This is a genomic window from Rathayibacter sp. PhB1 (assembly GCF_004362935.1).
Taxonomy (GTDB): Bacteria; Actinomycetota; Actinomycetes; order Actinomycetales; family Microbacteriaceae; genus Rathayibacter; species Rathayibacter festucae.
Genome location: NZ_SNYD01000006.1, coordinates 157,734 through 170,353, shown reverse-complemented (window position 1 = coordinate 170,353; position 12,620 = coordinate 157,734). Strand labels below are relative to the sequence as shown.

Sequence of the window (12,620 nt, the reverse complement as noted above, 5' to 3'; positions counted from 1 at the left end):
CACCCCGACCCGCTCCGTGCTCGGCGATCCTCGAGTGGGGGCAGTGACGACGAACGGAGCGAGCGGATGAACGGCAGTCGGAGCAGTGGTGCGGGGACGATCGGACGAGTGACGGGCGGTGCCGGGCGGGAGCGCTTCCCGCAGCCCGCGTGGGAGGCGGGGCCGCTGAGCGGATGGCGCGACGAGGAGGGCTCGGCCACGGCCGAGTACGCGATCGCGACGATGGCCGCGGTCGGCTTCGCAGGTCTGCTGGTGGTGATCCTCAAGGGCGACGAGGTGCGCGGGATCCTCACGGACCTGGTCACCCGGGCGCTCACCGCGGGCGGATGAGCGGTGCGGTACCCGAGTGGTGCCCGGGTGGCGACGAGAGCGGAGGAGGCCGGGATGCGGACCGGCGACGGCCGTCGAGGCGAGGACGGCTCCGCGACGGCCGAGCTGGCGGTCGTGCTGCCGGCGGTGGTGGTCGTGCTGGCGCTCTGCCTCGGCTCGGTGGCGGCCTCGGCGCAGTACGTCCGGCTGGTCGACGCAGCGGCGGACGGCGCCCGGTCGCTGGCGCGGGGGGACGATCCGGGTCGGCCCGTCGCGCGGGTCGATGCGGGAGCGAGTGTCGCGACCTCCGCGGACGGCGAGCTCGTCTGCGTGGACGTCGCCGCGCGGCTCCGGCCGCTGCCGGCGCTGGAGCTGCCGGTCTCGGTCTGGTCCTGCGCGCTGGGCGGAGGACGGTGATCCCCCGGCGGGAGCCGGACCGCGCAGGGGAGGACGGCTCGGCGGCGGTCGTCGCGGTCGGCGTCGTCGCGGGGACGATCCTCGTGACCGCGGCCGTGCTCGCCGGTTGCGGGGGAGTCGCGGGGCACCAGCGTGCCGTGGCCGCGGCGGATGCGGCGGCGCTCGCCGCGGCGGACGTGGCCTCCGGGCTGCTGCCGGGCGAGCCGTGCGGGGCGGCCGAGCGCGTCGCGGGGGCGATGACGGCGACCGTCGCGGGCTGCGCGGTGGAAGGAGGAGTGGCGACCGTCGAGGTCGTCGTGTCCGTCGGGCCGCTCGCGCTCCCCGCCCGGTCGCGCGCCGGGCCGCCGCCGTGACGCTCCTCCCGCGACGGGGACGGCGGCCACGGCTCCCGCCGCGCCCGGGGCGCAGCAGCAGCGCGCTCCCGTGCTCGGTCGGGTCGCCGGTGTCCGACCCGCCCGGTGGGACCGGGGCTCAGTCGGCGCTGACCCGCAGGTAGCGGTAGGCCGCCGCGGTGGGCAGCGCGCCCGCTCCCTCGTCGTGCTCGAGAGCGCCGGCGAGGAGATAGAGGTAGCGGGTGCCCTCGCGGGCGGCCGGGATCTCGAGGCGGCCCGCGGGGGCCGTCGCCTCGCCGTAGGAGCGGCGGAGCGTCTTGCCCTCGAGCGGCCCGTCGAGGAATTTCGCGGTGTAGGCGGAGGTGGTCGGAGCGGAGGTGGTGTGCGTCGTTGCCATGCCCCTCATCATGCGCCGATCGCCGCGATCCGTCACCGGGTGCGGTCGTCCCGATTCGGCGGATTCCCGGGCGGCGGCCGGAGTGCTCCCAGCGCGCGGCGAGCGGACGACGGCGAGGGACGCCCGGAGTCAGTGTGTATGGTGTGCCTGTCGGGCGCCCCGAAGCCGACGCGAACGGATCGTCGTTCCTCCTGCGGACGCCGCGCACCGCCTCCCCGCCGAAGGGGACCCGTCGGACTCGCTGAGCGTCCGATCCGACAGCATCAATCGAGGAGAACTGTGTCCGGCACGAAGAAGCTGGTGATCGTCGAGTCGCCGGCGAAGGCCAAGACCATCGCCCAGTACCTGGGCGAGGGCTACGAGGTGCTCGCCTCCGTCGGGCACATCCGCGACCTCATCGAGCCGAAGAACCTGCCGCCCGAGCTCAAGAAGGGCGGACTGGGCAAGTTCTCCGTCGACGTCGACAACGGCTTCGAGCCCTACTACGTCGTCTCCGATCAGAAGAAGAAGACGGTCGCCGACCTCAAGCGCGCGCTGAAGAACGCCGACGAGCTCTTCCTCGCGACGGATGAGGACCGCGAGGGCGAGGCCATCGCGTGGCACCTCCTCGAGGAGCTCAAGCCCAAGGTCCCCGTCAAGCGGATGGTCTTCCACGAGATCACCAAGGACGCGATCCAGACGGCCCGCGACAACACCCGCGACATCGACACCTCCCTCGTCGACGCGCAGGAGACCCGCCGCATCCTCGACCGCCTCTACGGCTACGAGATCTCCCCGGTCCTCTGGCGCAAGGTCGGGCCCGGCCTCTCCGCCGGCCGCGTGCAGTCCGCCGCCACGCGCCTCGTCGTGGACCGCGAGCGCGAGCGCCTCGCCTTCGTCTCCGCCTCCTACTGGGACCTCGCCACGGTCCTCGCCCCCGAGGCCGACGCCTCGGCGGCGTTCGACGCCCGCCTGGCGCGCCTGGACGGCAAGCGCATCGGAAGCGGCCGCGACTTCGACGACCGCGGTCAGCTGAAGGGCGACGTCACCGTCCTCGACGAGGCCTCCGCCGGCGCCCTCGCCGAGGCGCTACGCGACCCGAAGACGCTCGTCCGCGTCTCGAACCTCGAGTCCAAGCCCTACTCGCGGCGCCCCGCCGCCCCGTTCACCACCTCGACGCTCCAGCAGGAGGCGGCGCGCAAGCTCCGCTTCTCGGCGCGCCAGACGATGAGCGTGGCGCAGTCGCTCTACGAGAACGGCTTCATCACCTACATGAGGACCGACTCGCCGAACCTCTCGCAGCAGGCGCTGAACGCCGCCCGCTCGCAGGCGGCCTCGCTCTACGGCGCCGAGACGGTCCCCGAGAAGCCGCGCCTCTACTCCGGCAAGAACAAGAGCGCGCAGGAGGCGCACGAGGCGATCCGGCCCGCGGGCGAGACCTTCCGCACCCCGGACCAGCTCGCCGGCACCCTCCGTGGCAACGACCACCGCCTCTACGACCTGATCTGGAAGCGCACCGTCGCCTCGCAGATGGCCGACGCCAAGGGCTCGACCGCCACGGTCACCCTGCTCGCGAATCCGGCCGGCGACACCGAGCGCACGGCCGAGTTCACCGCCTCGGGAACGGTCATCACCTTCCGCGGCTTCCTGCTCGCCTACGAGGAGGGCCGCGACGAGGAGCGCCACGGCGTCCGCGACGAGAAGGACGCCAAGCTGCCCGTCCTCGAGGTCGGCCAGAGCCTCGTCGTCGCCGAGGTCGAGGCCAAGGGCCACGAGACCTCGCCGCCCCCGCGCTACACGGAGGCGAGCCTCGTCAAGTCGCTCGAAGAGCTGGGGATCGGGCGCCCCTCGACCTACGCCTCGATCATCACGACGATCGTCGACCGCGGCTACGTCACTCCGCGCGGCACGGCGCTCGTGCCCAACTGGATCGCCTTCTCGGTGGTGCGCCTGCTCGAGGAGTTCTTCTCCGACCTCGTCGAGTACGACTTCACCGCCGCGATGGAGGGCGACCTCGACCGCATCGCCGGCGGCGAGGAGGACCGGGTCGACTGGCTGAACCGCTTCTACTTCGGCGGCGGCGACCAGCCGGGCCTGCGCCACGTCGTCGACAACCTCGGCGAGATCGACGCGAAGAGCATCAACTCGGTCCGGATCACCGACGACATCACCCTGCGCATCGGCAAGTACGGGCCCTACCTCGAGGTCGCCCAGGAGGAGGGGCAGGAGACGCCGCGCCGGGTCAACCTGCCGCTCGAGCTGGCCCCGGACGAGCTCACGCCCGCGAAGGCGCAGGAGCTCGTCGACGCCCCCGTGCAGACCGACCGCGTGCTGGGCAGCAACCCGGACTCGGGCAAGACCGTCGTGGTCAAGGACGGCCGCTTCGGCCCGTACGTGACCGAGGTCGACCCGGAGCCCGAGACCACCGCCGACCCCGCCACCGGTGAGGTCGTCGAGCCCGTCTCCGCTCCTGCTGCGAAGCGCGGTGCGAAGAAGGCGGCCGCGGTCAAGCCGCGCACCTCCTCCCTCTTCAAGTCGATGGACGTCGCGACCGTCGACCTCGCCACCGCTCTGCGCCTGCTCGACCTGCCGCGCACCGTCGGCGAGGACCCGGAGTCGGGTGAGCCGATCACCGCGCAGAACGGCCGCTACGGCCCGTACCTGAAGAAGGGGACGGACAGCCGCTCGCTCACCAGCGAGGACCAGATCTTCGAGGTCGACCTGCCGACCGCGCTCGAGGTGTTCGCCCAGCCCAAGTACGGCGCCAAGCGCGCCACGAGCGCCCTCGCGGAGTTCGAGGCCGACCCGGTCAGCGGCAAGCCGATCCGGATCCGCGACGGCCGCTTCGGCGCCTACGTGACCGACGGCGAGACCAACGTCACGATCCCCAAGGGCCAGCCGATCGAGGAGATCGACTTCGAGCAGGCGGTGCAGATGCTCGCCGACAAGCGGGCGAAGGGTCCGGCGCCCAAGAAGGCCCCGGCCAAGCGCGCCCCGGCCAAGAAGCCCGCCGCGAAGACGACGGCGGCCAAGGCGACGGCGACGAAGACCACCGCCGCGAAGACCACGGCGGCGAAGGCGACGGCGGCCAAGACCACGGCGGCCAAGACCACGGCGGCGAAGACGACGGCGGCCAAGACGACGGCCGCCAAGGCGACGGCGGCGAAGACCACCGCCGCGAAGAAGCCGGCCACCACCCGCGCCCGCAGCACTGCGGCGGAGGCGACGGGCTCGACGGAGTCGTGACCGGGCTGTTCGTCACCCTCGAGGGCGGGGACGGCGCGGGCAAGACCACGCAGGCCCGGCTGCTCGAGGAGTGGCTGGGCTCGCGCGGTGAGACCGTGCGGCGCACCCGCGAGCCCGGCGGCACCGAGGTGGGCGTGCAGATCCGCGAGATCGTGCTGCACCACCGCGGCGAGATCGATCCGCGGGCCGAGGCGCTCCTCTACGCCGCGGACCGCGCGCAGCACATCGGCACCTTCGTCCGGCCCGCGCTCGAGCGGGGCGAGGTCGTCGTCCAGGACCGCTACATCGACTCCTCCGTCGCCTACCAGGGCGCCGGCCGGGTGCTCGACGCCGCGGAGGTCCGCTCCCTCTCGGAGTGGGCGACCCGCGACCTCCGCCCCGACCTCACCGTCCTGCTCGACCTCGACCCCGCCGTCGCCCGCACCCGGCTGGACGCCGCGCGCACCCGCTACGACCGGCTCGAGGCGGAGAAGGCCGAGTTCCACGGCCGGGTCCGGCAGGCGTTCCTCGACCTCGCCGCGGGCGACCCGGAGCGCTTCCTCGTCCTGGACGCGAGCCGTCCGGTCGAGGAGCTCGCCGCGGCCGTCCGCGCCCGCGTCGAGCCGATGCTCAGCGCCGGTCCCCAGGGCGCGCGGCCCGCTGTCGGACCTCGCGGTTAGCCTGGATCCGTGACCGTCTGGAGCCAGCTCGTCGGCCAGGAGCACGCCATCGGCGCCCTGCGCGACGCCTCGACCCCCCGCGACGAGAGCGGGCACGAGTCGACCTCGATGACCCACTCCTGGCTGATCACCGGGCCGCCCGGCTCCGGCCGCTCCAACCTCGCCTACGCGTTCGCCTCCGCGCTGCTCTGCCGCCGCGGCGGCTGCGGCGAGTGCCCGGACTGCGCGCAGGTCGCCGCCCGCTCGCACCCCGACCTCGCGGTCCTCGCCACCGAGCGCGTCATCATCTCGATCGAGGAGGTGCGCCGTCTCGTCTCCTCCTCGCAGTACTCGCCGTCGGTCTCGCGCTACCGGGTGATGGTCATCGAGGACGCCGACCGGATGAGCGAGCGCACCTCGAACGTCCTGCTGAAGGCGCTCGAGGAGCCGCCCGAGCGCACCGTCTGGATCCTCTGCGCGCCCAGCGAGGCCGACCTGCTGCCGACGATCCGCTCGCGGGTGCGCTCGGTGCGCCTGCGCGTCCCCAGCGTCGAGGACGTCGCCGGCCTGCTCGAGCGCCGCGACGGCGTCGACGCGGAGACGGCCGAGCGCGCCGCCCGCCAGGCCCAGAGCCACATCGGCATGGCGCACCGGCTCGCGACCGATGCGAACGCCCGCGAGCGGCGCGAGGAGACCCTGCGCATCGCCCTGAGCCTGCGCGGGGTGTCCGACGCGGTGCTCGGCGCCGCGCGGATGATCGAGGTCGCCACCGAGGACGCGAAGGCCTACACGCTCGAGCGCGACGAGGTCGAGCGCCAGCAGGCGCTCCGGTCGCTCGGCGTCGAGCCCGGCGGCACGATCCCCGCCCAGCTCCGCTCGCAGCTGCGCACCCTCGAGGAGGACCAGAAGCGCCGGGCGACGCGCAGCCTCCGCGACGGCCTCGACCGCATCCTCGTCGACCTGCTCTCGCTCTACCGCGACGTCGTGCGCCTCCAGCTCGGCGCCCCCGGCGGCGTGATCAACGAGGAGGTGCGGAGCGAGATGACGGCGCTCGCCTCGGCCACCGCCCCCGAGCGCACGCTCGCGGTGCTCGACGCCGTGGCGGAGGCCCGGCAGCGCATCGACGCGAACGTCTCGCCCGTCCTCGCCCTCGAGGCGATGCTCGTGGTCGCCGCGCGGCGCCCGGTGGCCGCGTGAGGCGCCCGGGCCGCTGGTCGGCGCTCGCCGCGGTCGGCGCCGCGGTCGCGCTGCTCTCCGGCTGCTTCGCTCCCGGACCCTCGCCCGAGCGCACCTCCACCCCCGCCGCGCAGGCCGTCGACGCCGATCTCGAGCAGTACTACGGCCAGGTCCTGGTCTGGGACGACTGCGGCGAGGGCATGCAGTGCACCGACGCGACAGTGCCGCTCGACTGGGACGACCCGGCCGGCGAGACCGCCTCGATCGCCCTGGTCCGCCACCCGGCGACGGGCGGGGACGCGATCGGCTCCCTCCTGGTCAACCCGGGCGGGCCCGGCGGATCCGGGGTCGACCTCATCCGCGACAGCCTGGACTTCGCCGTGGACGACGAGCTCGCCGCCCGCTTCGACGTGGTCGGCTTCGATCCGCGCGGCGTCGGCGCCTCGACCGCGGTCTCCTGCCTCGACGCCGCCGGACTCGACTCCTACCTCTACGACATCGTCCCGGGTGAACGCGGCAGCGACGAGTGGATCGCCGCCCAGCGCACCGCCTCGGCCGCCTTCGCCGCCGCCTGCGAGGAGCGCAGCGGAGCGCTGCTGCCCGAGGTCGGCACCACCAGCGCGGCCCGCGATCTCGACGTGCTGCGCGCGGCGCTCGGCGACGAGTCGCTGCACTACCTCGGCTACTCCTACGGCACCTTCCTCGGCGCCACCTACGCCGGCCTCTTCCCCGATCGCGTCGGCCGGCTCGTGCTCGACGGCGCGATCGACCCGGCCGCGAGCTCGCTCGACGTCGTCCGCGAGCAGGCGATCGGCTTCGAGAGCGCCCTGCGCGCGTATCTCACCGCCTGCCTCGGCGGCGAGGGCTGCCCCTTCACCGGCACGGTCGACGAGGCGATGGCGCAGGTCGCCGCGATGCTGGAGCGGGTCGACGCCTCGCCGATCCGCGCCCAGGACGGCCGGCAGCTCGGCTCGAGCACGCTGCTCACCGCGATCGTCTACCCGCTCTACTCCGCCTCCTCCTGGGGTGGGCTGAGCGAGATGCTCACGGACGTGCGGCAGGGCGGCGCGGAGATCGCCTTCCAGTACGCGGACGCCTACAACGGCCGGACGGCCGACGGCGACTACTCCGACAACGCGACCGAGGCCTTCCTCGCGATCAACTGCGTCGACTACGCCTACGACGCCGAGACGGAGTCGATGCGGGCGGACGCCGCGGAGCTCGAAGCGGCGGCGCCGACGCTCGGCCGCTACCTCGCCTTCGGCGACATCCTCTGCGGCGAGTGGCCGGCCGCCTTCGAGGGCTCGCGGGCGCCGATCACGGCGGAGGGCTCGGGCCCGATCCTCGTGGTGGGCACCACGAACGACCCGGCGACCCCCTACGTCTGGGCGCAGGCGCTGGCGGAGGAGCTGTCCGACGGGCACCTCGTGACCTTCGACGGCGAGGGCCACACGGCCTACAACAAGTCGAACTCGTGCGTGAACGACGCGGTGGACGCGTACCTGCTCGAGGGCGTCGTCCCCGAGGAGGACCCGCAGTGCTGACCGAGCAGGAGCGCCGGGGCGCGCCGGAGCAGCCGGGACTCCGGGAGCGCAAGCGCCTCGCGACCCGGCGCGCGATCGAGACCGCGGTGCTGCGGCTCGCGAGCGAGCGCGGGCCGGACCGCGTCACGATCGAGGACGTCTCGCGGACGGCCGACGTCTCCACGCGCACCTTCTTCAACTACTTCGCCTCGAAGGAGGACGCGCTGGTCGGCGGCCTTCCGGTGATCTCCGACGAGACGGCCGCCGCGTTCCTCGCGGGCGACGCGCCGCTCCTCGTCGATCTGCAGGCGGTCTTCGTCGCGGCGGCGGAGGTCCCGGGGGAGGAGGACCGCGAGCTGCACCTGCTGCGGCGCAGCCTCTTCCGCGAGCACCCGCAGCTCGTCGGCCTCAAGATCGCCGGCATGCGGGAGTTCGAGCTCGCGATCGAGGATCTGGTCGCCGAGCGCCTCACCCGCGGCGGGACGGACGCCGAGGCGGTGCGCAGCCGGGCCCGGATGCTCACCCTGCTCGGCCTCGCCGCCATGCGGCACGCCTGGGCCGGCTGGGTCGACCACGACGGTCGCGACGCGCTCCCGGGACTCATCGTGCACTCGTTCGAGGAGCTGCGCGGCGCGCTCGCCGAGTAGCCCGCGGGCTGCGCGCACCGATTCACGCCCCGGCCCGCGAGCAGGCTATGCTGTGTAATCGTGTCCGGGGCCAGCGCCTCGCGAGCACGCCGCCTTAGCTCAGTCGGTAGAGCGTCTCACTCGTAATGAGAAGGTCGTCGGTTCGATTCCGACAGGCGGCTCCGCATTCCTTCCCGTGGTGCAGCCGCACGTGCAGCCGACGCCTCGGATCCCTCGAACGGATCCCTCGCCCCCAGGCCCCGTCGATCCCGTCCGGCTACCCTGGTTCGGATGACCGACACCCCGCCCCGCCGCCGACCGCGCGCCCTCGTGGCCGCCGCAGCCGTCGTCGCCGTGCTGCTGGGCGTCGGAGCCTTCGGCGCCGGGACGGCGATCGGCCGCACGGCGACTCCCGCCGCGGCGCCCACCGCCTCTGCACCCGCCACCGCGACGACGACGGCCACGCCGACGCCGACGCCGACGCCGACCGCCCGCCCGGCCGGCACCGAGACAACCGAGGCGCTGCGCACCTGCTCCGTCGCCGAGCTCGCGGCGGATCCGCGCCTCGGCTCGATGCAGGCGCGGGTCGTCGATGCGGCGACCGGCGAGGTGCTCTTCGACCGCGGCGGCACGACCGCCTCGCGCACCGCCTCCGCCCTGAAGATCCTCACCGCCGCCAGCGCGCTCGCCGTCCTCGGCCCCGACACGCGCATCGCCACGACGGTGGTCGCGGGCGACGCTCCCGGCAGCGTCGTGCTGGTCGGCGGGGGCGACCTCACGCTCAGCCGGCTGCCGAGTGGTCAGGAGTCGGTCTACGCCGGCGCCGCGCACCTCGACGACCTCGCCGCGCAGGTCGAGGCCGCCTGGGACGCCGACCCGGCGACCGCGGGCACCACGATCTCCTCGGTCGTGCTCGATGCCTCGCTCTACTCCGGCGACACCTGGCAGCCGAGCTGGAACCGCAAGGAGCAGACCGACGGCTACATGCCCGAGATCACCGCCCTGCAGGTCGACGGCGACCGCGCGGATCCGACCGCCGCCACCTCCCGCCGCGGCGAGGACCCGATCGGCCGGGCGGGTGACGCCTTCGCGGACGAGCTGTCCGGCTCGCCGACGGTGAGCACCGGCACCGCCCCGGCGGGCGCGCGAGTGCTCGGCACCGTCGAGTCGGCCCCGGTGAGCACCCTCGTGCAGCAGATGCTGCTCGTCTCGGACAACGCGCTCGCCGAGATGCTCGCGCGGCTGGTCGCGATCCGGACGGGCTCCGGCAACGACTTCGGCGCCGAGCAGGCGGGCGTCCTCCAGGGCCTCGCCGGCTACGGAGTGGACACGGCCGGCATCACGATCGTCGACGGCTCGGGGCTCAGCGACGACAACGCTGTGGCTCCGGCGTACTTCACGAGCCTGCTGCGGAAGGTCCAGGCGCGGGAGGGGCAGCTCGGCGTCCTCCTCGACGGCCTCCCGGTCTCGGGGCGCACCGGCTCGCTCTCCTACGCCGACCGGTTCGCCGGCGACAACGCCGTGGCCGACGGCGCCGTCCGCGCGAAGACCGGCTGGATCGACACCGGCTACACGCTCGCCGGCGTCGTCGACGCCCAGGACGGCACGGCGCTCACCTTCGCGGTCTACGCGCTCGGCGACGTCTCCGACTCGGCGAAGTCCGCCATCGACACGCTCGTCACCGGCGTCTACCGCTGCGGCGGCTCGCTCTCCGACTCCTGACCGACCCGACCGCCCCGCTCCGAGAGGACCACCATGACCACGGCACTCCTGATCGTCGACGTGCAGAACGACTTCACCGAGGAGGGCGCCCTCGCCGTCGCCGGCGGCACGCGCGTCGCGGAGGGGATCACCGCCCACCTCGCCGCGAGCGCCGGCCGCTACGCGACGGTGCTGGCCTCGCGCGACTGGCACGACGGCGAATCCGACAACGGCGGGCACTTCGCCGCCGAGCCCGACTACCTCGACACCTGGCCGGTGCACTGCGTGGCGGGGACGGCCGGTGCGGAGTACCACCCGGCGCTCGCTGTCGACGCAGTCGACGTGCACATCCGCAAGGGCCAGGGCCGGCCGTCCTACTCGGCCTTCGAGGGGACAGCGGACGACGGCGCGCCGGTTCCGGCGCTACTCGAGCGCCTGGGCGTGACCGAGCTCGACGTCGTCGGGCTCGCCACCGACTACTGCGTGCGGGCCTCGGCCCTCGATGCGCGCGCGGCCGGCCTGGAGGTGCGCGTGCTGTCCGACCTCGTCGCCGGGGTCTCGCCCGAGGCGAGCGCCGCGGCGCTGCTCGAGCTGGCCGAGGCGGGCGTGCGCGTCGAGGTCTCCTCCACCGCGCTTCCCTCCTCCACCGCGCTTCCCTCCTCCACAGGGGCTGGTCCGTCCACAGGAGCGACCGGCTCCTGAGGTGCGTCCGGGGGCGGTCGTAGACTGAGAAGCATCGTCGCGCGGGGTCCGCGCGACTCGATCCGCACAGGAAGAGTGTTCTCGTGAGTGATTCCGTCGTTCGAAGCGCCGCCGAGGCGGCCCTGCTCGCCCGCGTCCCGTCGCAGCTGCTCATCGGCGGCGCCTGGGTCGACGGCTCGGGCGGCGGCACGATCGACGTCGAGGATCCGGCCACCGGCGAGGTGATCCGCACCATCGCCGACGCGACTCCGGAGGACGGCCTGCGGGCGCTCGACGCCGCCGTCGAGGCGGGGCCGGCCTGGGCCGCGACCGCGCCCCGGAAGCGCGCGGAGATCCTCCGCCGCGCCTTCGACCTGCTGCAGGAGCGCAAGGACGACTTCGCCCTGCTGATGACGCTGGAGATGGGCAAGCCGTTCGCCGAGGCGCTCGGCGAGGTCGCCTACGGGGGCGAGTTCCTCCGCTGGTTCAGCGAGGAGGCGGTGCGCATCTCGGGCCGCTACGGCGTGAACCCGGAGGGCACGGGGCGGATGATCGTCTCGCAGCACCCGATCGGCCCGTGCTACCTGATCACCCCGTGGAACTTCCCGCTCGCGATGGCGACCCGCAAGATCGCCCCGGCCCTCGCCGCCGGCTGCACCGTCGTGGTGAAGCCCGCCGAGCTGACGCCGCTGACGACGCTCGCCTTCGCGGCCCTGCTCGCCGAGGCGGGGGTGCCGGACGGCGTCGTCAACGTCGTCACCACCTCCTCGGCCGGAGCGGTGTCGGAGCCGATCCTGTCGGACCCGCGACTGCGCAAGCTCTCCTTCACCGGCTCGACGCCGGTCGGGCGGACGCTGCTGGAGCAGGCGGCCGAGGGCGTCCTGCGCACCTCGATGGAGCTCGGCGGCAACGCGCCGTTCGTGGTCTTCGAGGACGCCGATCTCGACCGCGCGGTCGAGGGCGCGATGCTCGCGAAGTTCCGCAACGTCGGCCAGGCCTGCACCGCCGCCAACCGCTTCTTCGTGCACGAATCGATCGCCGAGGAGTTCGCGGCCCGCGTCACGGAGCGCGTCCGCGCGCTGACCGTCGGCCGCGGCACCGACTCGGGCGTCACGATCGGTCCGCTGATCGACGATCGCGCCGTCGAGAAGGCCTCCTCGCTGGTCCGGGACGCCGTCGAGCGCGGCGCCGAGGTCCGGGTCGGCGGGCACGGCATCGACGGTGCCGGGCACTTCTACGAGCCGACGGTGCTCGCGGGGGTCGCGGCCGGCAGCGAGATCCTGCGCACCGAGATCTTCGGCCCGGTCCTCGCGATCGTTCCGTTCCGCGACGAGGACGAGGCGGTCGCCCTCGCCAACGACACCGAGTTCGGGCTCGTCTCGTACGTCTTCACCCGCGACCTCGCCCGCGGCCAGCGGATGATCGAGCGGCTCGCCACCGGGATGATGGGCCTGAACGTCGGCGTCGTCTCGAACGCCGCGGCGCCGTTCGGCGGCGTCAAGCAGTCGGGGCTCGGCCGCGAGGGCGGGCTCGAGGGCATCCACGAGTACCTGAGCACGAAGTACACGCTCACCCCCGACCCCTTCGCCTGATCC

At 73.9% G+C, this 12,620-nt stretch carries 12 protein-coding genes and 1 tRNA gene; 12 read left to right on the top strand and 1 reads right to left on the bottom strand.

Annotated features, from left to right (window positions below; all coding sequences use genetic code 11):
• Window positions 1–66 precede the first annotated feature (66 nt).
• The 3 genes from EDF17_RS16355 to EDF17_RS16345 are packed head-to-tail and all read left to right on the top strand — an operon-like array spanning window position 67 to window position 1,079.
• Complete coding sequence (locus EDF17_RS16355; protein ID WP_123447684.1) at window positions 67–330, top strand: DUF4244 domain-containing protein; 264 nt, start codon at window positions 67–69, stop codon at window positions 328–330.
• A 54-nt stretch (window positions 331–384) separates the two neighbouring features.
• Window positions 385–726, top strand: a complete 342-nt coding sequence (locus EDF17_RS16350) for a TadE family type IV pilus minor pilin (protein WP_123447683.1) — start codon at window positions 385–387, stop codon at window positions 724–726.
• Window positions 723–1,079: an Rv3654c family TadE-like protein gene (locus EDF17_RS16345; protein WP_243732937.1), complete on the top strand. Its 357-nt coding sequence runs from the start codon at window positions 723–725 to the stop codon at window positions 1,077–1,079. Before EDF17_RS16350 ends, EDF17_RS16345 begins: the two co-directional genes overlap by 4 nt.
• A 118-nt stretch (window positions 1,080–1,197) precedes the next feature.
• Here the strand turns inward: EDF17_RS16345 and EDF17_RS16340 are convergent, their stop codons facing one another.
• Window positions 1,198–1,455, bottom strand: coding sequence for a hypothetical protein (locus EDF17_RS16340; protein ID WP_123447682.1), 258 nt, complete (start codon window positions 1,453–1,455; stop codon window positions 1,198–1,200).
• Between the two features lie 279 nt (window positions 1,456–1,734).
• Between EDF17_RS16340 and topA the strand changes: the two genes are divergently transcribed.
• The 9 genes from topA (at window position 1,735) to EDF17_RS16295 (ending at window position 12,617) form a co-directional block, all read left to right on the top strand.
• Entirely contained in the window at window positions 1,735–4,680 is a 2,946-nt protein-coding gene (gene topA / locus EDF17_RS16335) for a type I DNA topoisomerase (protein WP_123447681.1), read from the top strand.
• Window positions 4,677–5,339 carry a dTMP kinase gene (gene tmk / locus EDF17_RS16330; protein ID WP_123447680.1) on the top strand — a complete coding sequence of 221 codons (663 nt, stop codon included), beginning with the start codon at window positions 4,677–4,679 and terminating at the stop codon, window positions 5,337–5,339. The genes topA and tmk overlap by 4 nt, the downstream gene beginning before the upstream one ends.
• A gap of 9 nt (window positions 5,340–5,348) precedes the next feature.
• On the top strand, window positions 5,349–6,515 hold the full coding sequence (locus EDF17_RS16325) for a DNA polymerase III subunit delta' (protein ID WP_123447679.1): 1,167 nt from the start codon (window positions 5,349–5,351) through the stop codon (window positions 6,513–6,515).
• The gene (locus EDF17_RS16320; protein ID WP_185020003.1) at window positions 6,512–8,038 is read left to right on the top strand and encodes an alpha/beta hydrolase; all 1,527 of its coding nucleotides are present in this window, start codon (window positions 6,512–6,514) and stop codon (window positions 8,036–8,038) included. The genes EDF17_RS16325 and EDF17_RS16320 overlap by 4 nt, the downstream gene beginning before the upstream one ends.
• Window positions 8,032–8,664 carry a TetR/AcrR family transcriptional regulator gene (locus tag EDF17_RS16315; protein ID WP_164874522.1) on the top strand — a complete coding sequence of 211 codons (633 nt, stop codon included), beginning with the start codon at window positions 8,032–8,034 and terminating at the stop codon, window positions 8,662–8,664. Before EDF17_RS16320 ends, EDF17_RS16315 begins: the two co-directional genes overlap by 7 nt.
• 88 nt (window positions 8,665–8,752) lie before the next feature.
• Window positions 8,753–8,825, top strand: a tRNA-Thr gene (locus EDF17_RS16310).
• 109 nt (window positions 8,826–8,934) lie between these two features.
• The gene (gene dacB, locus EDF17_RS16305) at window positions 8,935–10,365 is read left to right on the top strand and encodes a D-alanyl-D-alanine carboxypeptidase/D-alanyl-D-alanine-endopeptidase (RefSeq protein WP_123447678.1); all 1,431 of its coding nucleotides are present in this window, start codon (window positions 8,935–8,937) and stop codon (window positions 10,363–10,365) included.
• A gap of 33 nt (window positions 10,366–10,398) precedes the next feature.
• On the top strand, window positions 10,399–11,046 hold the full coding sequence (locus EDF17_RS16300; RefSeq protein ID WP_123447677.1) for an isochorismatase family protein: 648 nt from the start codon (window positions 10,399–10,401) through the stop codon (window positions 11,044–11,046).
• An 83-nt stretch (window positions 11,047–11,129) separates the two neighbouring features.
• Entirely contained in the window at window positions 11,130–12,617 is a 1,488-nt protein-coding gene (locus EDF17_RS16295) for an NAD-dependent succinate-semialdehyde dehydrogenase (RefSeq protein WP_123447676.1), read from the top strand.
• Window positions 12,618–12,620 lie beyond the last annotated feature (3 nt).